This window comes from Mangrovibacter plantisponsor (assembly GCF_003182475.1).
GTDB lineage: Bacteria > Pseudomonadota > Gammaproteobacteria > Enterobacterales > Enterobacteriaceae > Mangrovibacter > Mangrovibacter plantisponsor.
This window is the reverse complement of sequence record NZ_QGTS01000016.1, coordinates 25,630-46,691: the sequence shown is the minus strand read 5'-3', so window position 1 is coordinate 46,691 and position 21,062 is coordinate 25,630. Positions and strand designations below refer to the sequence as shown.

17 protein-coding genes and 1 pseudogene are annotated in these 21,062 nt (G+C 53.0%); 15 read left to right on the top strand and 3 right to left on the bottom strand.

Annotated elements, in window-relative coordinates:
- The first annotated feature begins 3 nt into the window (after positions 1 to 3).
- From gyrB to DES37_RS21130, 3 genes are all read left to right on the top strand, one after another.
- A complete protein-coding gene (gene gyrB / locus DES37_RS21140; protein WP_110027783.1) occupies positions 4 to 2,421 on the top strand; it encodes a DNA topoisomerase (ATP-hydrolyzing) subunit B in 2,418 nt (805 codons plus the stop codon).
- A gap of 137 nt (positions 2,422 to 2,558) precedes the next feature.
- On the top strand, positions 2,559 to 3,377 hold the full coding sequence (gene yidA / locus DES37_RS21135) for a sugar-phosphatase (protein WP_036113953.1): 819 nt from the start codon (positions 2,559 to 2,561) through the stop codon (positions 3,375 to 3,377).
- Between the two features lie 68 nt (positions 3,378 to 3,445).
- Positions 3,446 to 4,711: a YidR family protein gene (locus DES37_RS21130; protein WP_110027781.1), complete on the top strand. Its 1,266-nt coding sequence runs from the start codon at positions 3,446 to 3,448 to the stop codon at positions 4,709 to 4,711.
- 33 nt (positions 4,712 to 4,744) lie between these two features.
- Here the strand turns inward: DES37_RS21130 and DES37_RS21125 are convergent, their stop codons facing one another.
- Entirely contained in the window at positions 4,745 to 5,068 is a 324-nt protein-coding gene (locus DES37_RS21125; protein WP_110027780.1) for a YceK/YidQ family lipoprotein, read from the bottom strand.
- 310 nt (positions 5,069 to 5,378) lie between these two features.
- On the opposite strand from DES37_RS21125, the gene ibpA reads away from it, so the two are divergent.
- The 6 genes and pseudogenes from ibpA to DES37_RS21095 all read left to right on the top strand — a co-directional run.
- Positions 5,379 to 5,792 carry a small heat shock chaperone IbpA gene (gene ibpA / locus DES37_RS21120; protein WP_036113941.1) on the top strand — a complete coding sequence of 138 codons (414 nt, stop codon included), beginning with the start codon at positions 5,379 to 5,381 and terminating at the stop codon, positions 5,790 to 5,792.
- A 117-nt stretch (positions 5,793 to 5,909) separates the two neighbouring features.
- Positions 5,910 to 6,338: a small heat shock chaperone IbpB gene (gene ibpB, locus DES37_RS21115; protein WP_110027778.1), complete on the top strand. Its 429-nt coding sequence runs from the start codon at positions 5,910 to 5,912 to the stop codon at positions 6,336 to 6,338.
- Between the two features lie 179 nt (positions 6,339 to 6,517).
- Complete coding sequence (locus tag DES37_RS21110) at positions 6,518 to 8,176, top strand: putative transporter (RefSeq protein WP_110027776.1); 1,659 nt, start codon at positions 6,518 to 6,520, stop codon at positions 8,174 to 8,176.
- A 113-nt stretch (positions 8,177 to 8,289) separates the two neighbouring features.
- Entirely contained in the window at positions 8,290 to 8,634 is a 345-nt protein-coding gene (locus tag DES37_RS21105; RefSeq protein WP_036113910.1) for a YidH family protein, read from the top strand.
- The gene (locus DES37_RS21100) at positions 8,627 to 8,992 is read left to right on the top strand and encodes a DUF202 domain-containing protein (RefSeq protein WP_110027775.1); all 366 of its coding nucleotides are present in this window, start codon (positions 8,627 to 8,629) and stop codon (positions 8,990 to 8,992) included. The genes DES37_RS21105 and DES37_RS21100 overlap by 8 nt, the downstream gene beginning before the upstream one ends.
- Before the next feature lie 126 nt (positions 8,993 to 9,118).
- Positions 9,119 to 10,147 (top strand): annotated as a pseudogene (locus DES37_RS21095) (cellulase family glycosylhydrolase); the annotation flags it as partial.
- Positions 10,148 to 10,167: 20 nt separating this feature from the next.
- Here DES37_RS21095 and emrD read toward each other — a convergent pair.
- Both emrD and DES37_RS21085 read right to left on the bottom strand, forming a co-directional pair.
- On the bottom strand, positions 10,168 to 11,355 hold the full coding sequence (emrD, locus tag DES37_RS21090) for a multidrug efflux MFS transporter EmrD (RefSeq protein ID WP_110027773.1): 1,188 nt from the start codon (positions 11,353 to 11,355) through the stop codon (positions 10,168 to 10,170).
- Positions 11,356 to 11,524: 169 nt separating this feature from the next.
- Complete coding sequence (locus DES37_RS21085) at positions 11,525 to 11,986, bottom strand: GNAT family N-acetyltransferase (RefSeq protein ID WP_110027771.1); 462 nt, start codon at positions 11,984 to 11,986, stop codon at positions 11,525 to 11,527.
- Positions 11,987 to 13,047: 1,061 nt separating this feature from the next.
- Here DES37_RS21085 and DES37_RS21080 point away from each other — a divergent pair.
- Genes DES37_RS21080 through tagF form a run of 6 tightly spaced genes read left to right on the top strand, consistent with a single transcriptional unit; the run spans position 13,048 to position 21,059 of the window.
- Complete coding sequence (locus DES37_RS21080) at positions 13,048 to 13,545, top strand: hypothetical protein (RefSeq protein ID WP_110027769.1); 498 nt, start codon at positions 13,048 to 13,050, stop codon at positions 13,543 to 13,545.
- Between the two features lie 26 nt (positions 13,546 to 13,571).
- Positions 13,572 to 14,075 (top strand): type VI secretion system lipoprotein TssJ, encoded by a 504-nt coding sequence (gene tssJ / locus DES37_RS21075; protein WP_082917870.1) that lies wholly within the window; start codon positions 13,572 to 13,574, stop codon positions 14,073 to 14,075.
- A 24-nt stretch (positions 14,076 to 14,099) separates the two neighbouring features.
- Positions 14,100 to 15,443 (top strand): type VI secretion system baseplate subunit TssK, encoded by a 1,344-nt coding sequence (gene tssK / locus DES37_RS21070; RefSeq protein WP_036113889.1) that lies wholly within the window; start codon positions 14,100 to 14,102, stop codon positions 15,441 to 15,443.
- A gap of 20 nt (positions 15,444 to 15,463) precedes the next feature.
- Positions 15,464 to 16,702 carry a DotU family type VI secretion system protein gene (locus DES37_RS21065; protein ID WP_110027768.1) on the top strand — a complete coding sequence of 413 codons (1,239 nt, stop codon included), beginning with the start codon at positions 15,464 to 15,466 and terminating at the stop codon, positions 16,700 to 16,702.
- A 3-nt stretch (positions 16,703 to 16,705) separates the two neighbouring features.
- Positions 16,706 to 20,332, top strand: coding sequence for a type VI secretion system membrane subunit TssM (tssM, locus tag DES37_RS21060; RefSeq protein ID WP_110027766.1), 3,627 nt, complete (start codon positions 16,706 to 16,708; stop codon positions 20,330 to 20,332).
- 16 nt (positions 20,333 to 20,348) lie between these two features.
- Complete coding sequence (gene tagF, locus DES37_RS21055; protein ID WP_110027764.1) at positions 20,349 to 21,059, top strand: type VI secretion system-associated protein TagF; 711 nt, start codon at positions 20,349 to 20,351, stop codon at positions 21,057 to 21,059.
- Positions 21,060 to 21,062: the final 3 nt, after the last annotated feature.

The following is a 21,062-nucleotide window of genomic DNA, read 5'->3' as shown; positions in this document are numbered from 1 at the left end:
TTGATGTCGAATTCTTATGACTCCTCCAGTATCAAAGTCCTGAAAGGGCTGGATGCGGTGCGTAAGCGCCCGGGTATGTATATCGGCGACACGGATGACGGCACCGGCCTGCACCATATGGTATTCGAGGTCGTGGATAACGCTATCGACGAAGCGCTCGCAGGCTACTGTAAAGATATCGTTGTCACTATCCACGAAGATAACTCTGTCTCCGTTCAGGATGACGGGCGTGGTATTCCTACCGGTCTTCACCCGGAAGAAGGCGTGTCTGCCGCTGAAGTTATCATGACTGTGCTGCATGCCGGTGGTAAGTTCGACGACAACTCCTATAAAGTTTCCGGTGGTCTGCATGGCGTGGGTGTGTCGGTAGTTAACGCCCTGTCCCAGAAACTGGAACTGGTGATTCGTCGCGATGGCAAAGTCCACAACCAGGTTTACCAGCATGGTGTGCCGACTGCGCCACTGGCCGTTACCGGGGAAACCGAAAAAACCGGTACCATGGTGCGTTTCTGGCCAAGTCTGGAAACCTTCACCAATGTGGTTGAATTTGAATATGAAATTCTGGCAAAACGCCTGCGTGAACTCTCCTTCCTGAACTCTGGTGTTTCCATTCGCCTGATTGATAAGCGTGTTGAAGGTAAGCAGGACCACTTCCATTACGAAGGCGGTATCAAAGCTTTTGTTGAATACCTCAACAAGAACAAAACACCTATCCACCCGAATGTGTTCTATTTCTCTACTGAAAAAGACGGGATTGGTGTGGAAGTCGCGCTGCAGTGGAACGATGGCTTCCAGGAAAACATTTACTGCTTTACCAACAACATTCCTCAGCGTGATGGCGGTACCCACCTTGCCGGTTTCCGTGCGGCGATGACGCGTACCCTGAACACCTATATGGATAACGAAGGCTACAGCAAAAAAGCGAAAATCAGCGCGACGGGTGATGATGCCCGTGAAGGCCTGATTGCTGTGGTTTCAGTAAAAGTTCCGGACCCGAAATTCTCTTCTCAGACCAAAGACAAACTGGTTTCTTCTGAAGTGAAATCAGCTGTGGAATCCCAGATGAACGAGCGTCTGGCTGATTACCTGCAGGAAAACCCGGGCGATGCCAAAACCGTTGTCAGCAAGATTATTGATGCGGCACGTGCCCGTGAAGCGGCGCGTCGTGCCCGTGAAATGACCCGCCGTAAAGGTGCGCTGGACCTGGCTGGTTTGCCGGGCAAACTGGCAGACTGCCAGGAGCGCGACCCGGCTCTGTCTGAACTCTACCTGGTGGAAGGGGACTCAGCGGGCGGCTCTGCAAAACAGGGGCGTAACCGCAAGAACCAGGCTATTTTGCCGCTGAAAGGTAAAATCCTGAATGTCGAAAAAGCGCGTTTCGACAAAATGCTCTCTTCTCAGGAAGTGGCGACACTGATTACCGCACTGGGCTGTGGCATCGGCCGCGATGAATACAACCCGGATAAACTGCGTTACCACAACATCATTATCATGACCGATGCTGACGTCGATGGTTCGCACATCCGTACACTGCTGCTGACTTTCTTCTATCGCCAGATGCCGGAAATCGTTGAACGTGGGCACGTCTTTATTGCTCAGCCTCCACTGTATAAAGTGAAAAAAGGCAAGCAAGAACAATATATTAAAGATGATGAAGCCATGGATCAGTACCAGATTTCCATTGCGCTGGATGGTGCCACATTGCACACCAATGCCAGTGCTCCGGCTCTGGCAGGTGAAGCGCTGGAAAAACTGGTGGCCGAATTCAACGGTACCCAGAAAATGATCCATCGTATGGAGCGCCGTTATCCCCGCGCATTGTTGGGCGAGTTAATTTACCACCCAACATTGGTGGCTGATGACCTGTCCGACGAGCAAAAAGTAACCCGCTGGGTTTCTTCGCTGGTAGCTGAGCTGACTGAGAAAGAGCAGCATGGCAGCATCTGGAAATTCGATATCCGCGAAAACACAGAACTCTCTCTGTTTGAACCCGTTGTTCGGGTGCGTACGCACGGTGTGGATACCGACTATGTTCTGGACAAGGACTTCGTTCAGGGCGGGGAATACAAGCGTATCTTCACGCTGGGCGAAAAACTGCGCGGTCTGATTGAAGAAGGGGCTTACATTGAGCGTGGTGAGCGCCGTCAGCCAGTTTCCAGCTTTGAACAGGCGCTGGACTGGTTGGTGAAGGAGTCACGCCGTGGTCTTTCTGTACAGCGTTACAAAGGTCTGGGCGAAATGAACCCGGAACAGCTGTGGGAAACCACCATGGATCCGGACAGCCGCCGCATGTTGCGCGTTACAGTGAAAGACGCCGTTGCCGCCGACCAGTTGTTTACAACACTGATGGGCGATGCGGTAGAGCCACGCCGCGCCTTTATCGAAGAAAACGCCCTGAAAGCGGCGAATATCGATATCTGATGACCGGTTAGCCGGAAAAAGCCAGTGTGAAATACCACTGGCTTTTTTGTTCTGCACGAAAGTGAGTTTATTCTGCGTTGTTTTTGTGACCAAAGTCGCGTTACGATGCCCTTCCTGACCCATTATGGATTTCTGTCATGGCGATAAAACTGATTGCTATCGATATGGATGGCACCCTGCTTAACCCCGATAATGTCATTACCCCTGGTGTCCACCGGGCCATTAGTGCAGCCCGGGAAAAAGGCGTGGTGGTTGTGCTGGCAACCGGCCGGCCCTACATTGGTGTAAAACGCTACCTCGAAGAGCTGGATATGCAGTCCGCAGGCGACTACTGCATAACTTACAACGGTGCATTAGTGCAAAAAGCGGCCAGTGGCGAATGTGTTGCTGAAACTACTCTGGGTCACGATGATTACCGTTATCTGGAAGGGCTTTCCCGCGAACTGGGTGTTCACTTTCATGCGCTCGATCACCACATTCTGTATACCGCCAACCGGGATATCAGCCGTTATACCGTGCATGAAGCCGCACTGACGGGTATGCCGTTGCAGTTCTGCGAAGCTGACCGTATGGACCCGGCTATTCGCTTTCCAAAACTGATGATGATTGATGAGCCCGCATTGCTGGATGAAGCAATTACCCGGATCCCTCAGGAAGCAAAATCCCGCTATACCATCCTGAAAAGCGCGCCGTTTTACCTCGAATTACTCGATAAACGGGTAAACAAAGGTGCCGGTTTACAGGCACTGGCAGAGCGCCTGCAGTTGCAACCAGAAAACGTAATGGCGATTGGTGACCAGGAAAACGACATGGCTATGCTGGAGTACGCAGGTGTGGGCGTGGCGATGGGTAATGCCATCGAGCCGGTTAAAGCGATGGCAAACTTTATCAGTAAAACCAACGCGGAAGACGGTGTCGCCTGGGCTATCGAACAATTTGTTCCCGGCGTTAACTGAGAAAACCAGGCAACACCCGCCAGAATCGATTACCCTGAGCCATAATCGCTTAAGGCCAGGGTAATCCCGTGAAACAAGTCACTTTCTCACCCCGTCACCACCAACTGACCAATATCAATACATGGACGCCAGACAGCCAGTGGCTGGTGTTTGATGTTCGCCCGTCTGGCGCATCATTTACCAGTGAAACCGTAGAGCGCACCCATATTCACTCTGGTGTTACCGAAGTTATCTGGCGAGCGCAGCAGGGTGCTCATGTGGGGGTTATTACGGTGAACCCGCAACTGCCTGAGCGCTACGTATTTATTCATGGCCCGGAAAACCCGGATGAAAACTGGCAGTATAGTTTTCATCACCGGCGTGGTGTAACGGTCTGTGGCGGCCAGGCGGCTAACCTGGATGCCCTTTCCATTACCGCGCCTTATTTCCCCGGCGCACTGCGTGGCGGCAGCCATGTGCATGTCTGGAGCCCGGACGGGCAATACCTGAGCTTTACTTATAACGACCATGTGCTCCACGAGCGGGATCCGGCGCTGGATTTGCGTAATGTTGGTGTCGCAGTGCCTTTCGGCCCGGTAAACCCATCGCTGCGCCATTCGCGGGAATATGCAGGTAGTCACTGGTGTACGCTGGTTTCGCGTACCACACCGGAGCCTCAACCAGGAAGCGATGACATTAACCGGGCCTATGAAGAGGGCTGGGTGGGCAGCCAGGGCTACCTGAAGCCCAACGGTGAACGCCAGCGTTATGCCCTGGCCTTTATTGGCGACACCCGTTCAGCGCAGGGCGAAACCGTACCTGAACTATTTATTGCCGACTTACCCGATAACGAAGACGCCTGGAAAACACCGGGCGACGCCCCCCTGGCTGGTACCCCCGAAACCATGCCTGCACCACCAGCCAGCGTTTCCCAAAAACGCCTGACGCACACGCATCAGCGTGCCTGGCCAGGTCTTGTGAACCAGCCGCGCCATTGGGTGCGTGCCAGCCCGGATGGCGAAAATATCGCTTTTCTGATGCGAGATAATAACGGCGTGGTTCAGGTTTGGCTGGTTTCACCCAACGGGGGCGAATGCCGGCAGTTAACCCGCCTTGAGTATGATGTACAGTCGGCGATTAACTGGCACCCAACAGGCAAATGGCTGGGCTTTATCTGTGAGCGAAAAATCGTGATGTGCAGCTATCCGGAGGGGAAAATACGTGAACTTACCGCACCGCAAGAAGAAATTTCCGGTGATGCAGTTGTCTTCTCGCCTGACGGGCAGTTTATTGCCTGGATGCAGCCCGATAAACAAGGCTTCCGGCAAATATATATCTGCCAGACCGGCTGCTGAAACTCTGCCGGGTAACGTTACCCGGCAATAACATCAGGGCGCCGCGGGGGGGATAACCGAATTGGTTGCGAGGTTTTTCTGCTCACTTTTTTCTACCCGCGCACGGACAGAATCATGGGTGTGAAACGCATCCCAGGGAATCAACAGTGTGTCTGCCACTGCCGTGAATGGCATATCCAGTGCCACAAACGGCTTAATCCCCCAACTGGTATCGTCATCCTTCAGTAACTCATAACTTGCCCGGGTGCCGGGGTAATACCCTTCCTGGCCACCGGTATGCGTCATCATACTGGAACAGCCGCACAAAGCGACCAGCCCACTCCCTAAAAATAAGTGCTGTAATTGTCGTAATTTCATTGTGTTATCGTCATTGTAGCTGAAGCTTCTGACACGGCAGAAGCAAACCGCGGTCGCTCAGTCCATAACGCACCTGCTTCCATGCAAAAGACACATTCATTTGCGCCAGGTGCTACATGATTTTTGTTTAGTCTACGCGAAGTGTAATAAAGTGCAAAAAAAGTGCAATTTGCACACTTGAAAACAACGAGGCTGTCACCATCTTATATTCAGAGCCAAAAACGGATAGGCCAGATGGGTATCCGGGTTCTGCGGTCTGTCCAACAGGAAGGCCATAAAACATTCTCGCTGATTTCAGGAGCTATTAACGATGCGTAATTTTGACTTCTCCCCACTTTACCGTTCTGCCATTGGTTTTGACCGCCTGTTTAACCACCTGGAAAATAGCCAGACTCAAAGCAATGGGGGTTACCCTCCGTACAACGTTGAACTGGTTGATGAAAACCACTACCGCATTGCGATTGCCGTTGCCGGTTTTGCTGAGAGCGAACTGGATATCACTGCGCAGGACAACCTGCTGGTAGTGAAAGGCGCACACGCAGCGGAAGAAAAAGAACGCACCTATCTGTACCAGGGCATTGCCGAACGCAACTTCGAGCGCAAATTCCAACTGGCTGACAACATTCACGTTAAAGGGGCTAACCTGGTGAATGGCTTGCTGTATATCGAACTGGAACGCGTTATTCCCGAAGCCAACAAACCGCGTCGCATCGCCATTAACTAATTCTGTTTGTGCTGCGCCGCTGTGGGTGGTGCAGCCTGTTACGTGCTTGCCGTCAGGGAGCACAGGCCGGTTACGTATACCGGCAGTATCAACTCGCTTCAAAGAAGGAGATTATTTATGCGTAATTACGATTTTTCCCCCTTATTCCGTCAGTGGATCGGTTTTGACAAACTGGCTAACGCCATGCTGAACAGCAGCGAAGCTCAGTCATTCCCTCCCTATAACATTGAAAAAGCGGACGATAACCATTACCGCATCACACTGGCACTGGCCGGTTTCCGCCAGGAAGACCTGGATATTCAGCTTGAAGGGCCACGGCTTTCCATTAAAGGTACGCCGGTAAAACCCGAACATGAAACCACCTGGTTGCACCATGGCCTGGCAACAGAGCCGTTTAGTTTAAGTTTTACCCTGGCCGACCATATTCAGGTATCTGGCGCAACCTTCAACAATGGGTTGCTGCATATTGATTTAACCCGTGAAGTACCTGAAGCCCTGGCACCGCAGCGTATCGCCATTAGCGAGCGCCCGGCACTCAACAGCTAATTTTGGCACTTGCATCCCCAGCCGCATCGGTAACCCGGTGCGGCTTTTTTTTTGCCTGTTTTTTGCCGGTAAGTATTGTACTTAACCATGAGTAATACATGGTCTTTTGTGCGCTATCAGGCAGTTATATTTGTAACGCTCTGCCACAATCAAACCAACGCAGAAACAGGAGCTGAATGATGAGTGACATCGCGCTGACTGTCAGCATACTGGCACTGGTTGCCATCGTTGGTCTGTGGATTGGCAATATTCGCATCCGTGGTATTGGTTTTGGCGTCGGTGGTGTGTTGTTCGGCGGGATTATTGTCGGGCATTTTTTGTATATGGCCGGTATACATATCAACAGCGATATCCTGCACTTTGTTCAGGAGTTTGGCCTGATTCTGTTTGTCTACACCATCGGTATTCAGGTGGGCCCCGGTTTCTTCTCTTCTTTGCGGGTTTCCGGCTTAAGGCTGAACCTGTTTGCCGTGTTGATTGTGGTGCTGGGTGGGCTGGTGACCGCATTACTGTATTGGCTGTTTGATATCCCTCTGCCCGTGGTGCTGGGGATTTTCTCGGGTGCCGTGACCAACACACCGGCACTGGGTGCCGGGCAGCAAATTCTTACTGACCTGGGTGTCCCGGCGGCGCTGCGTAACGAAATGGGCATGAGCTATGCCATGGCGTACCCTTTTGGTATCTGCGGCATTTTGTTCAGTATGTGGTTGTTACGCGTAGTACTGCGCATTAACGTCAACCGTGAAGCTGCACGCTTCCAGAAAGTTAACGGCCAGGCCCAGCAGTTGAGCGCCATTAACGTTCAGGTGGAGAACCCTAACCTCCATAATCTGGCACTCGAGGATATCCCACTACTTAATGGCGACAGCATTGTCTGTTCCCGGTTAAAACGCGGCGACACGCTGATGGTGCCCTCCTCTTCCACATTAATTGAGCGCGGAGACTTGTTGTACCTGGTTGGCAGCCAGGAAGACCTGCACAGTGCGCAACTGGTGATAGGCCAGCAAGTTGATGCCGGGCTTTCCACCACCGGCACAGACTTGCGGGTAGAACGGGTTGTCGTGACCAATGAAAAAGTGTTGGGGAAAAAAATCCGCGACCTGGGCATAAAAACGAAGTATGACGTAGTGATATCCCGCCTGAACCGTGCCGGGGTTGAGCTGGTCGCCAGCAGCCACTCCAGCCTGCAGTTCGGTGATATTCTCAACCTGGTTGGGCGCCAGGTGGATATTGACGCCGTTGCCGCGTTACTGGGCAATGCGCAACAAAAACTCCAGCAGGTGCAAATGTTGCCCGTGTTTATTGGTATTGCTCTGGGCGTGTTGCTGGGGTCAATCCCGTTGTTTATTCCAGGCTTCCCGGTGGCTCTGCGCCTCGGGTTAGCTGGCGGCCCACTAATTATGGCGCTGATCCTTGGCCGAATCGGCAGTATTGGCACGCTCTACTGGTTTATGCCCCCCAGTGCCAACCAGGCGCTGCGGGAACTGGGTATTGTGCTGTTTTTGGCTGTTGTCGGGCTAAAATCCGGTAGTGGCTTTGTCGCCACTCTGACCCAGGGAGATGGTGTGTTATGGATGGGGTACGGCATTCTAATCACTGCCATTCCGCTACTGGTTGTGGGTTTTACGGCGCGGTTGCTGGCAAAAATGAACTACCTGACAATTTGCGGGATGCTGGCCGGCTCCATGACAGACCCGCCAGCGCTGGCTTTTGCCAATAATCTTCACACTACCAGCGGAGCTGCCGCGCTCTCGTATGCCACGGTTTACCCACTGGTAATGTTCTTGCGTATTATCACGCCACAATTACTGGCAATTCTGCTGTGGGGCGTTTCCTGAAAGAGCCCGGCTTGCCGGAGCATTTTGCCTGGTGATTTCCTGGCCATAACATGTTGATATAAGCGGATGGCCGGGCCTCACTCTGCAAATGCATCAGGAGCACAAGAAGCACAATGAAAATCACCCAACTGGGCGAAGCGCCTGACTACCGTTTTTCTCTGGCGAATGAGCGCACCTTTCTTGCCTGGATCCGTACCGCCTTAGGTTTCCTTGCTGCTGGTGTCGGGCTGGACCAACTGGCTCCCGACCTGGCTACCCCTCTGGTTCGTGAAATCTTGTCGCTGTTTCTGTGCCTGTTTGCCGGTGGCCTTGCGGTCTACAGCTATATACGCTGGTTACGCAATGAAAAAGCGATGCGCCTGAAGCAAGACCTGCCCTACACCGGCAGCCTGAAGTTGATAAGCCTGGTGATGGTCGCGGTGGTGGTCATCGCAATGGTGATGATGGTTTATGCCTGAATCTTCACGCCGCCAGCGCCGTGAACAAGACCCGGGGCTGCAACCGGAGCGCACCGCGCTTGCCTGGTATCGCACATTACTGGGGTACGGTGCTTTGCTGGCACTGGCATTACGCCACAGTTGGCACCGGGCAGGCCCGTTATTTTGGGTGTCGTTGTTAGTGCTGGCTGTCCTGGTTGGCGTGGTTTACGCCTGGGCCCGGCAACGCCAGCTTATGGACATCGCCCGTCAGGATTTACTTGGCGCGCAAACTGTTCGTGGCAAATGTATGATTGCGTTGGGGGTTCTCGGGCTGGCATTATTATTTGCTGCTGTGCATATTCACCAAATTTGGTTACATCTTGGGCCGCCAGAGTAACGATTTTATTTATGCACATACTTCCCCAAAGCATGCTAAATAAATACATATATTTCTGATATCAATTGCCGGAAGGTCAGTGCCTTGAAGACTTTCATCGCGTTTATGACAGGGTCAGTCAGTGTAATGGCTTGTGCCACATCATTGCCCGCCACCGCGCCAATAACGGAGGCATTGCCTTCGGCTGTGCCTGCACCGGTTGCTACACCGGCGCCTTCTCCCTTGCCGGAAGGGTTTACTGCCCGGCAATATGCGGCGGCATTGGGTACGGGTATGGATGTTGACTGGGCAAGAACCGAACAAGGCATTCGTGAGTTTGACCCGCTGGTGGTGCGCGACTACCAGCAGCGTGGCCTGGGGCATGTGCGTATTCGGGTGGCAGATGACGCAACTGAACAGCACCTGCTCCATTTGCGTAAAATTGTAGAGGCCTGCGAACAATACGGCGTGATACCCATCATTGCTTACCAGGCAGATGAATTCAAAAACGACCCCAGCAACAGTAATGAAGCCAAAGTTATTGCCTGGTGGAATACCGCCAGCCGTTATTTTGGCAACACACACCCAGAACTGGGGTTCGATATCATTTATGAACCCGGTGAAAAACTGAATCATGACCAGCAGGCACTAAACCGCCTGTATGAAAAAGTCGTGCGGGATATTCACCATACAGACCCGCAACGCATGGTGTTTATTGCGCCACGCCAGCGCGCCACCCCGGAAGACCTGGTCAACCTCAAGTGGCCTTCCCAAAGTAACGGCCATGTGCTGGCCGAATGGCATATTTTCCCCTGGGGCCCGGTTAAAGTGGGTAATAAATACCCGTGGACCACAGGAACTGCTGCGGAAAAAGCTGCAATTCGTAACCGAATCAACGTTGCGCTGCACTGGCAGCAAAAAACCGGGCATGCCTCCTGGCTTGGTGGCTGGTCTGCTGGGGCAACATTGAAAAACCCGGTTCAGCCTTCCCAAATCGCTTTCGCGACTTTTATGGCATGTGAGCTCCAGCAGGCACACATTCCCTATGCGCTCAATGTTGATAACCTGTTTTACGATGGGGAAGAAGGCGCGTGGCGGCCAGCGACTGCCGCATTACTCCAGGCAATGATAAAACCCGAGTGCCCACCCGCAGAAGTGAAAACACCCGGGAAAACCAAAGCACACCATCACTGAGCTTAAACCGGTTGCTGGTGGCGGTGTTGCTGGCGCAAAGCCAGGGGTAACCAGCAACCCAGCATCACCAGGCCCATCGCGGTCATCAACATACCAGCACTGCTCTGGCTGGTTTGCGGTAACAGCGCCGAGAGCCAGGCCATTGAACCTGCGCCCATATTTTGTAACCCACCTACCAGCGCCCCGGCAGTACCTGCCAAAAACGGAAAGGGCTCCATAGCGCCACTGGTGGCTAACGGGAAAACCATCCCTGCGCCGAAGAAAAACAGTGCGGCAGGTACCAGCAGTGTCCAGATATTCATTATTCCGGCCCAGCCGGGGAGCCACATCAGCAAACCCGCACCCAGGCAACTGAGCACGGCCTGCCACATTAACGTAGCAAACCGCTTTCCTGCCCGGCCTGCATACCAGGCACCAAAAAAGGCGGCGGGAATGGGCAGAATGAACAGAATACTGACAGTAATACTATTAAGCCCAAGCACACTGCCCATCAGCACACCAGCACAAGCTTCAAACACCGCAATACCAGCCAGACCACCAACCAGCATCAGCAGGTAGCAACAGAATGCGCGCTGGCTGAATAAGGTCTGGTAATTGCGCAGCAACGACGAAGGGTGTGCCGCCAGAGGGCGGGTTTCTGGCATAAAACGCGCAATACACAGGGTAACCGCCAGGCACAGCAGCAGCAGAAAAAGAAAACAGGCACGCCACCCGGCAAAAGTATTAAGCACACCACCCAGTAACGGTGCCAATAGCGGACTAACCAGAATGCCCATGTTTAACAGGCTGTTAGCTTTGCGTAAAGACTGCCCTTCATATAAATCACGCGGCATGGTTCGGGCCATCACTCCCGCCACACCGGTGCCCATTCCCTGCAACCCGCTTGCCAGCACCAGTAGCAAAAAGTGTGGGGTTGTTGCCGCAATGAGAGTGGCCAGCATAAATACGCTCATACCCACCAGAATTACCGGGCGGCGCCCTGTCCGGTCTGATATTGGGCCATAAAATAGTTGCGAAAGACCGTAAGTCAGCAGGTACGCAGCCATGACACTTTGGATAGCGCCCTCCCGAACCTGGAAGCTGGCCGCCATGTTACTCATTGCCGGAATATAAATGGTTTGCGCCATCTGGCCGACACCTGTCAGCAAAATAAGCAGTATTAACTGCGGTTTGTGCGTAAGCGTTTTCATGGAAATTGGTTAGATAATTATTCTGTAATTGCAGGTTATGATTCTTCATGATGCTTAATTTGTCGAGGAATCTACCATGAAAATATTCATGCCTCTATTCGGCGCGGGTAATTCTTAATTTTCGGGCGTATTTGGCTGAAAACAGGGGTTGGCAACTATTGTTGCCAGTCTATTGTTGCCAGTTGTGGTGTGTGGCAGGCGTGAGGTGTTTTTGGTGCGTCAGCCGTTCTTGCCCGGTTACGGGAAGAAACCCCAGTGACTGGTAAAAAGCAAAAGCTGTTTCAGGCGCATGAGTGTTGAGGTGGTGAAATCCGGCAAGCTTCGCGTGGGCTTCCAGTGCATTAACCAGAGCGAGGCCCACTTTCTGGCGGCGAAACGCCTGGCTGATATAAAGATGGCGTAATCTTGCTGCCTGTGGGTGTGTGTCGAACGGGCACCGGTTGAGGCCCCCAATACCAGCCAGCTCATTGCCTGACCAGGCAGCCAGCAGAATTTCACCTGGCTTATTAAAACGGTTACTCCCATCCTGCCAGTGTTGTTCAAGGCGCATGAGCATAGCGAAACCTTCTGTCTGGCTGGCTGCACAGAGTTCGGCAAAACCCGGCAGCGGCAGAGTAACGGGGGTAATCATCTTCTGTATCACTGCGGTTCAGGTCTTTGTGGGGGGGTACTGGCTGGAATACCGAGTATGCGGATTGTCTGAATTGTGTACATATTTCAGCCTTGCGGGTCTGTGTGATGGGGAACTGTGATCTTAATCACATAAAAAAATGATCTATAGGTTAATCCTTTTACCCGCTCATTATTAATATCACATTGCCTTTCAACTGGAAGGATATATTCGGATAAAACGCATACGAAATATATTCGCAATATTTCTATCATAGTAGAAAAGTTACTAAAAAAGCCTACTAAATATTGTAGGTATGGGCTTTTTGGGCCTCATTCCTTCGTACTATTAGGACTATTCCTGGTTATTTTTGTGGTCGTGATAAAATATCGTATGGCCTATAAAATTAATACCTGATTACACATTTTTTTATGTGTATTTTTTGTGCATGTAAATGTACTTCATACTGATATTTAATAAATATCAGTAGCTTGAATGACTTTTCTGATGCATAAGCGTGTCAAAATCCCCTTGTGGACATATGTAGAGCACACAGCAGTGCCTCCAGCAAACAGCGCCTCAGTTTGTAATTACATACAAGGGTTTTTGGCTCCTTAAGTAAAATATATCCATGCTAAAACCGGTGGGGTGAATATATCCATCTGGTTGTTGTGTTGCCTTTGTGGCAGTGAAAATAAAATCTGATGTTGTAACCCGGTCCTTATTGAGTAAGGTTCGTGCGGTAGCTTTGCCTTTAAGATTGTGTCTGCAGATTGTTTCGGTGGTTTATTATTTCACGCCGGAGCATCACAGCACTGTGTAATAATGTTGCAAAGGTATAGTGCCAGATACGCTGGTCGATTAATCTTATACGCGTTATACCTTCAGATTGTTTGCTGGCATTGTGGCTTTTTAGCGGGGTTACTCGTGGTGATGTCACCGCAATCTGCATGAAGTTTTTTATGGTTGGTTTGCCGTTATGCGCGACGGTGAAGGCAATCGCTTTCGTCCATGCCTGTGCATACAACGCTTCAGGTACGGCATCAAACTTTTGTCACTCCCTCTTTCAATGGAAGAATACGATGAAATTACGAATCGTCCTTGCTCTGTTATTTGTGTTCGGTGTGTCTGGTTGTGTGAAGCATCCACCTGCAGTGAATGATGACACTATCGTCAGCAGCACCGTTGACGGTGTGAAACTGACTTACCGTCATGCCATTACGCCGCCGACTGAATTCCACCCGATTAATGAAGAGTACCGTGCGCTGTACAAAGCCTCTGTAATGAGCCGCCCTGATTTTGGCGGTAACGTTGTGCGCTATCTGGATAACGGTGGCACTTACCAGGTTCTCGGTCGCGTTCAGGATTACTGGATGGCGGTTGCTGAACAAGGTAAAGATGAGCTGATTGGTTATGTTCCTCTGCGTGCTGTCGTAAAAAGCGATTTGTACGAATCCACCCTGCGTAAAGATCGCCCGCGCAAACGCCGTGCTGCAGCGAAAAAACCCAACTGTGTGTCTGTTGATAACAACAGCCAGGCATGCAAAAACACCAACAGCGGAACCTGGATAATCCAGTAAGCCGCTTTCTCGTGTGAATCCTCATGATGAAAACTCGTCTGATGCGCCAGGGACTCCTGGCGTTTTTCATGGTGGCGCTGGCACTGTTATCAGGTTGTGTTTCTTCATCGCGCACTGTGCCTGCCAAATACAACCTGGTGTTTATGGCGCACCCGCAGATAAACCAGTCTGCACCGCTTAAAATCCGGGTCTTTTTGCTCAAATCAGACGCTGACTTTATGTCAGCCGACTTTTATTCGTTACAAAACAACCCTCAGGGCGTTCTGGGCGCCAACCTGCTCAACAGCGATCAGTTCTTCCTGATGCCCGGCCAGCAGAATAAACAACTGACAGGCCAGAGCACTCCGGATGCCCGCTTTATTGGCATTATGGCTGAATACCAGTCCCTTGACGGTAAAAAATGGCGTGTCTCCTTGCCGTTACCCGCGCCCAGCGAAGACAGCTTCTACAAGTTCTGGAAATGGTCGTCAGACACCCTTGAGGCGCACCTGTTCCTGGATATCAATGGCATACGCGTTGTTAACGAATAACCCGTCTTACAACAGGAAAGCAGTATGAACAAAGCAGAAAAGGTCGTGTGGACAGAAGGTATGTTCCTGCGCCCCCATCATTTTCAACGTGCGGAAAGCTACCTGAAAAGTCAGTTACGCGACTGGGGTATGCAAACCCGTCCGTACATGTGGGGTTTCCAGCACATTGAATTTGACGAAGCTTTACTGCGCCAGGGTTGTGTGGCGCTGAGCAGCGCAACGGGCCTGTTACCAGACGGTACAACATTCTCTTTCACCCGGGCGGAAGATGGCCCGGCTCCGCTGGCTATTGGCGATAACGTCAATAACGCGCGTGTCGTTCTGGCTTTACCTGTAAGCCGTTCCGGCCGTGAAGCTGTGATATTCAGTGAAGCATCTGACTCCCTGGCGCGGTATATCGCCTGGGAAGCCGATGTGGACGACGACAACGACATGGCGGTGGGCAGCGCCACCGTCCAGTTTGGCAAATTACGCCTGCGCCTGATGCTGGAAAGTGACCTGACAGCAGAATGGACAGCGGTTGGTGTGGCGCAGGTTATCGAAAAGCGCAACGACAACCAGGTCCGCCTGGAAAACAGCTACATTCCCCCAATGCTCAACGCTATTAATAATGAGCATTTATTTGCTTACCTGACAGACATGCACGGCCTGCTGGCACAACGCAGCCAGCAAATCGGCCAGCGCCTGAGTAAACCTGGCCGGTTTAATACCTCAGAAATGATTGAGTTCAGCCTGCTGGCGTTAGTAAACCGCCACCTTGGGTTATCTGAACACCTGCGCAGCCTGCCATTACTCCACCCGGAACAACTGTGGCGCGAGTGGATTGGTTTCGCAACTGAACTTGCCACCTGGATGCCGCAACGTGCTCCTGCCGCTGGTCTGCCTGTTTATGACCATGACGACCTGGCATGGTGCTTTAGCAAACTGATTTTGCTGTTACGCCAGGGGCTGTCGCAGGTGATGGAAGAAAGCGCGATTCAGTTACCGCTTAACGAACGTTCTCATGGCCTGAATGTTGCCACCGTACCGGAAACCAGCATGGTGAAAGAGTTTGGCTTTGTGCTGGCAGTGCGGGCCAATGTCCCGGGCGACGCCCTGCAAACCCATTTCCCGGCACAAATGAAGATTGCACCGGTCACCAAAATTCGCGACCTGGTGCAGCTCCAGTTACCCGGCATGGTGTTGCGCGCAATGCCGGTTGCTCCTCCGCAAATTCCCTGGCACGCCGGTTACAGCTACTTCCAACTGGAGAAGGGCGGGGAATTATGGAAAGAGATGGAGAAATCAGGCGCATTTGCGCTGCATCTGGCCGGTGAATTCCCCGGGCTGGATATGGAATTTTGGGCTATTCGTAGCCACGCAGAATAATTCAAGGATACGCGCCAATTATGCAGGAATCTCAAGCCACAGCCGGTGATGCCATGTTTGCAGGCGCCAGCAGCGCTAATCCGCTGGTGGCGGCAGCCAATCCTTTACTCAATGCCATTGTTCAAATCCGCCACTCTGTTTCACACAACGACCCGGCAGGATTACGCCAACGGTTGATAGACGAAATTCGCCGCTTCGAAGTACGTTGCCAGCAATCAGGCCTGGCGTATGAAGTGATTGTTGGTGCGCGCTACTGCTTGTGCACCGCACTGGATGAAGCCGCGTCGCTCACTCCCTGGGGCAGCCGCAGTGTTTGGGCAGGCAGTGGTTTGCTGGTTACTTTTCATAATGAAACCTGGGGCGGTGAAAAGTTCTTCCAGTTACTGGCCCGGCTTTCACAAAACCCGCGTGAGCACATCAACTTACTGGAAATGATCAACACCTGCCTGTTGCTGGGGTTCGAAGGGCGCTACCGCGTGCTGGACAACGGCCGCACGCAACTGGAAACCATTAAACAGCGTTTATGGCAGATGATCCGTGGTGTACGCGGCCAGTATGCTTCACCACTTTCTGTTCACCCGGAAGACCAGCCGGTGATGCGCAAGTTATGGCGCCCGGTAGTGCCTGTATGGGCGTGTACAGCCCTGGCCGGGTTCCTTGCCTGCCTGTTTTATATCGGCCTGAACTGGCGGCTTGGTGATTACACCAGCCCGGTGCTCGCCGCGGTGTACCAGACCACATTGCCAGACGTCACTATTAAAAATCCGGCACCGCGCCACCCGCCAGTCCTTAACCTGCGGGCATTCCTGAGCCCGGAAATCAAAGCAGGCCTGGTCGCGGTACGCGATGAATCAGACCGTAGTGTGGTAATCCTCAAAGGTGATGGCCTGTTTGCTTCAGGCTCCACTGTAGTGCGCGACCGCTATAAACCGGTGATTGATCGGGTAGCGAAAGCGATGGACAACGTCAGCGGTAAAATTCTGGTTGTCGGTTACACCGATAACGTACCGATTCGCAGTGCGCGTTTTGCCTCGAATTACGAACTGTCTCTTGAGCGTGCCCAGTCAGTCACGGACATGCTGGAAAAACAGCTTTCCCGCCCGGAAAGGGTGAAAGCGGAAGGGCGTGGCGACACCAACCCGGTGGCACCGAATAACACAGCAGAAAATCGCGCCCGTAACCGCCGTGTTGAAATCACTTTACTTGTCTCGCCGGAAAACACCCAGGCTGAGCTGAACGGCATTGCGCAAGGAAACTAAAGGATGTTGAGAGTTCTCCTTTCCATACTCACTAACCGCATTTTATGGGGTTTTGTTGGGGTAACTGCATTTGCGGCGGTTATCTGGATGATTGGCCCCCTGTTTTCCATTGTGGATACTCGCCCGCTGGAGTCGGTGCAAAACCGGGTGATCAGTATTGGCCTTATCTACCTGGTGTGGATCCACAGCCATATCATTCCGCGGATTTATAACGCGTGGCTTAACCGCAAAATGATGGAGAACATCAACAAGAATGCGGCCGGTGAAGATACCACTGCACCGGAAAACCGCCAGCGCCTGACCAATGAAGAACAGGTTCTGGCAGAACGCTTTAACGATGCCTCCCAGTTCCTGAAAAAAGCGCATTTCAGCCGCAGCCAGCATGGTCACCCGTGGCTACAGCGCTTCAGCCAGCAGTACCTGTACCAACTGCCCTGGTATGTCATGATTGGCGCACCGGGTGCCGGGAAAACCACGGCGCTGGTTAACTCCGGCCTGCAATTTCCGCTGGCGGACAAATTCGGGAAAACGGCGCTGCGCGGTATAGGCGGCACCCGTAACTGTGACTGGTGGTTTACCAACGAAGCCGTTCTGCTGGATACCGCCGGGCGTTATTCAACCCACGAAAGCCAGCAAGCGCTGGATGCCAGCGAGTGGCAGCGTTTTATGGGGCTGTTGCGTAAATACCGTGGCCGCCAGCCTATCAACGGCGTCATCATGACTATCAGTATTTCTGATTTGCTGACACTGTCGCCGGAAGCGATGCAACAGCAGGCAACCAACCTGCGCCAGCGCCTGGCAGAGCTCCATGAGCAACTGGGTATTCGCTTCCCGGTGTATGTCATGGTCACCAAAGCGGATTTACTTAAAGGGTTCAGTGCCTATTTCGCCGGGCTGGATAAAGCCCAGCGTGAGCAAATCTGGGGATTCACCTTCCCCTGGTCGCAATCAAGCCTGGCCAGTTTCGACCTGATGGGCGCATTTACTCAAGAATATGCGCTGTTGCAACAACGCCTTGATGCCGGGCTGCCCGACATCATGCTACAGGAAAGCGACCCGCAAACCCGCGCGGAAAGCTACCTGTTCCCGCAGGAGTTTGCGGCACTGCGCCCACTGCTGGCTGATTACCTGAGCACCGTTTTTGCCCGCTCCAACTTCGAAACCGAATTTTCTCCGCGCGGCATTTACTTTGCCAGTGGTACTCAGGAAGGCCTGCCTTTTGACCGCGTAATGGGTGACCTGGCACGCGCCCTGAACTTACCGCAGGATAACGGCGGCGGCGACAAGAAACAGACCAATGATGCCTGGGACAGTGTCAGCAAAGAAGCGCCAATACCTGGCAACAAAGGCCAGAGTTACTTTATTAAAAACCTGCTGCAACGGGTGATTTTCCAGGAAGCCGGGATTGCCGGGCAAAACCGCTGGTGGGCTATTCGTAACCGGGCGGTTATCTGGTCGGGCTATGCTGCCCTGGCTGCCGTGCTGGTGGTACTTGCCGGGTTATGGCTCACCAGTTACGGCAACAACAAAGGCTATTTGGCCGAGGTGCAGGCGAAAGTACCAGGGGTTCAGGCGCAGAGTAAAGCGTTACAAACCAGCGACAGCAGCGATTTGTTCGATCTCCTGCCATTCCTCAACAGCCTGCAGAACCTGCCGAAAAGCGATGCTGTAGATATTAACTCGCCGGGCATCACCTGGCGTATGGGGTTGTATCGCGGTAACGAAGTCAGCGATGCCACCCAGTCGTTGTACCAAAAAGCGTTGCAGGAAATGGTATTGCCGGCAGTCGCTCAACGGATTACCACCTGGTTACGTAACGACAACGGCAGTGATGTGGAATACAGCTATGAAGCGCTGAAAGCCTACCAGATGCTGTACCAGCCGAAACATTACGATGGCAAATTCCTCCATGCCTGGGTGATGTTCAACCTGTCGCGTAATTTGCCGCGCAATGTAACGCAGAATGAACTGCACCAAATGGAGTGGCACCTGACCCAACTGCTGGAAAGCCAGATTCAGTCTTCGCCTTACGCCAAAGACGACGAACTCATCCAGCGCGAGCAGCAACTGATTAACCAAAACCCGCTGTCAGTCAGGGTTTATGGCCGCCTGAAACGCTTACTGGAGCACGATGACTCTTTGCAGCCGGTCTCGCTGGCAACCCTGGGTGGGCCACAAAGTGAACTGGTGTTCTCGCGCAAAACAGGCAAGCCAATCACCGAAGGCGTACCAGGCCTGTATACCCCGGAAGGCTACTGGAACCACTTTGAGAAACAAATCGCCAGTGTGACTGCATCGCTACACGAAGACGATGCCTGGGTGCTTGGCGCACCACAGAAAGAAGACCAAAAAGCCATTAATGAAGCTGTACGCCAGCTTTATGCGCGTGATTTTATGGCGGCCTGGGATAACTACCTGGCAGATATCCAGCTGAATAACAGTGCAGACCTGACTCACCGCATTAATACGGCCCGCGTGTTATCCAGCAACAATTCACCGTTACGCCAGTTAGTCATGAACCTGAGCAAAGTGCTCACGCTTTCCCGGGCGAGTGATGCGCCGGAAGATAAAAAAGCCGCAGCGGATGACAACAGCAGTTCACTGAATAATTTATTTGGCGCAACCAGTAACGGTGCTATTGCCGCAGCACAAACACCGGAACAACAAGTTACCGATCACTATGAGCCAATCATTGAGCTGGCGCAGCCGCTGGAAAAAGGCGGCAAAGCCATCGTGTTTGATGATTTTCTCAAACAGATTGATGACCTGTACCGTTACCTGACTGCCGTGCAGGACGCCGCAAATAGCGGCATGCCAGCACCTGGTGGCGATGCCATCAGCCGCCTGCAGGCCAGCGCCGGGCGCTTACCTGGTGGCCTCAATAACATGTTTACCAGCATGGCGGTGGGCGCAAGCTCAGATACCCAGCGCCGCGACATGGACAACATTCGCAAACGCCTGAATGTCGAAATTGGCAGCTTCTGCCGCCAGGCTGTTGCCGGGCGCTACCCGCTGGTGCGCAGTGCGCATGCGGATATCACCCCGGATGACCTGGCGCGCATGTTTGCGCCGGGAACTGGCTTAATGGATGCCTTCTTCCGGGACAACCTGACAAACCGGGTCGATACCACCCAGGCGCGCTGGCGGTTTACCCCAGGCATTGATGGCAAAACCCTGCCAGGCGGTGAAGCTATCCTGCGGCCATTCCAGCAGGCGCAATACATTCGCGATGCCTTCTTCTCGAATGGTGCAACCACACCGGGTTACAAAGTGACGATACGCACCATCCGTATGGATAACGATATTCTGACCCTTTCGCTGGATGTAGACGGGCAACTGCTGCGTTACAGCCATGGGCCACAGGCGGTACAACTGGTGAGCTGGCCGGGTACCGGCGGCACCAACCAGGTGCGCATGCAACTGGGGCTCGCCAATGGCACGACATCCACGCTGGTAAGCAGCGGCCCATGGGCACTGAACCGGTTCTTTGACCGGGCGAAACAGTCCCCTGGCAGCAACAGCCTGAGCCGCCAGGCAACATTTACTGTTGACGGGCACAGTGTGACGCTTGAGTTCACCCCAAACAGCATTCGTAACCCGTTCCAGCTTTCTGGCTTCTCATGCCCTTAACCGCAAGGAATGTTGAATGAGCAACTACCCTGTACCGTGCTGGTTTGGGAAATTGCCCAGCACCGGTGACTTTTTGCAGCGCCGCTTTCCCGATGCGCTGCAACGCCAGTGGTCGCACTGGTTCCAGGTCGGCCTGCATAACTGGCAAAACCAGAGTGACCCGCCCCACAGTGCAAAGCGCGAATTCCATAAAGCACCCGTGTGGAATTTTGCAGTACCGCCCATGCTGGGCAGCCAGGTTATCCAACTGGGTTGCCTGCTCCCCGGGCGAGACAGTGTTGGGCGGCAGTATCCGGTATGCGCCCTGAGCGCATTCAGCCCGGCCGAATGGTCGCCCCAGTGCCTGGCGCTGGCGGAGCCCTGGTACCAACAACTGGGCCGCACCCTGATGACCGCTGTCAGAAACGGTTTTGCCGGTGAGCAACTTGACCAGGCGATATTAAGCATTCCGTCGCCAGTGGTGCCGGACGGGGATGCCCAGTCAGACATTCTGGATGTCATTGGTTATGACGATGCACCCGCAGCACTGAGCTGGCGCCAGGCTGCTGAATGTTTTGAACCACAACGGCAAACCAGCTTTTGGTGGACTAACCGCTGCGATGGCTACCCGCTGTACACCCATGTACACAGTGGCAATTTCACCAGCCAGTTATTTTCCATGCTGTTTGACCCGGCAGGTGGTGCTCAACCTGGCCGCCACGGGTTGTATCCTCCCATGTTTGACTGACAG

Excerpts from the sequence above, each read along its gene's own strand:
- DES37_RS21100 (WP_110027775.1), top strand. The coding sequence starts at position 8,627 with ATGCCTGAATCTTCACGCCGCCAGCGCCGTGAACAAGACCCGGGGCTG.
- DES37_RS21080 (WP_110027769.1), top strand. The coding sequence starts at position 13,048 with ATGAAATTACGAATCGTCCTTGCTCTGTTATTTGTGTTCGGTGTGTCT.
- DES37_RS21065 (WP_110027768.1), top strand. The coding sequence starts at position 15,464 with ATGCAGGAATCTCAAGCCACAGCCGGTGATGCCATGTTTGCAGGCGCC.
- tssK (WP_036113889.1), top strand. The coding sequence starts at position 14,100 with ATGAACAAAGCAGAAAAGGTCGTGTGGACAGAAGGTATGTTCCTGCGC.
- DES37_RS21125 (WP_110027780.1), bottom strand. The coding sequence starts at position 5,068 with ATGAAATTACGACAATTACAGCACTTATTTTTAGGGAGTGGGCTGGTC.
- DES37_RS21105 (WP_036113910.1), top strand. The coding sequence starts at position 8,290 with ATGAAAATCACCCAACTGGGCGAAGCGCCTGACTACCGTTTTTCTCTG.
- DES37_RS21085 (WP_110027771.1), bottom strand. The coding sequence starts at position 11,986 with ATGATTACCCCCGTTACTCTGCCGCTGCCGGGTTTTGCCGAACTCTGT.
- DES37_RS21110 (WP_110027776.1), top strand. The coding sequence starts at position 6,518 with ATGAGTGACATCGCGCTGACTGTCAGCATACTGGCACTGGTTGCCATC.
- tssM (WP_110027766.1), top strand. The coding sequence starts at position 16,706 with ATGTTGAGAGTTCTCCTTTCCATACTCACTAACCGCATTTTATGGGGT.
- ibpB (WP_110027778.1), top strand. The coding sequence starts at position 5,910 with ATGCGTAATTACGATTTTTCCCCCTTATTCCGTCAGTGGATCGGTTTT.
- ibpA (WP_036113941.1), top strand. The coding sequence starts at position 5,379 with ATGCGTAATTTTGACTTCTCCCCACTTTACCGTTCTGCCATTGGTTTT.
- emrD (WP_110027773.1), bottom strand. The coding sequence starts at position 11,355 with ATGAAAACGCTTACGCACAAACCGCAGTTAATACTGCTTATTTTGCTG.
- gyrB (WP_110027783.1), top strand. The coding sequence starts at position 4 with ATGTCGAATTCTTATGACTCCTCCAGTATCAAAGTCCTGAAAGGGCTG.
- yidA (WP_036113953.1), top strand. The coding sequence starts at position 2,559 with ATGGCGATAAAACTGATTGCTATCGATATGGATGGCACCCTGCTTAAC.
- tagF (WP_110027764.1), top strand. The coding sequence starts at position 20,349 with ATGAGCAACTACCCTGTACCGTGCTGGTTTGGGAAATTGCCCAGCACC.
- tssJ (WP_082917870.1), top strand. The coding sequence starts at position 13,572 with ATGAAAACTCGTCTGATGCGCCAGGGACTCCTGGCGTTTTTCATGGTG.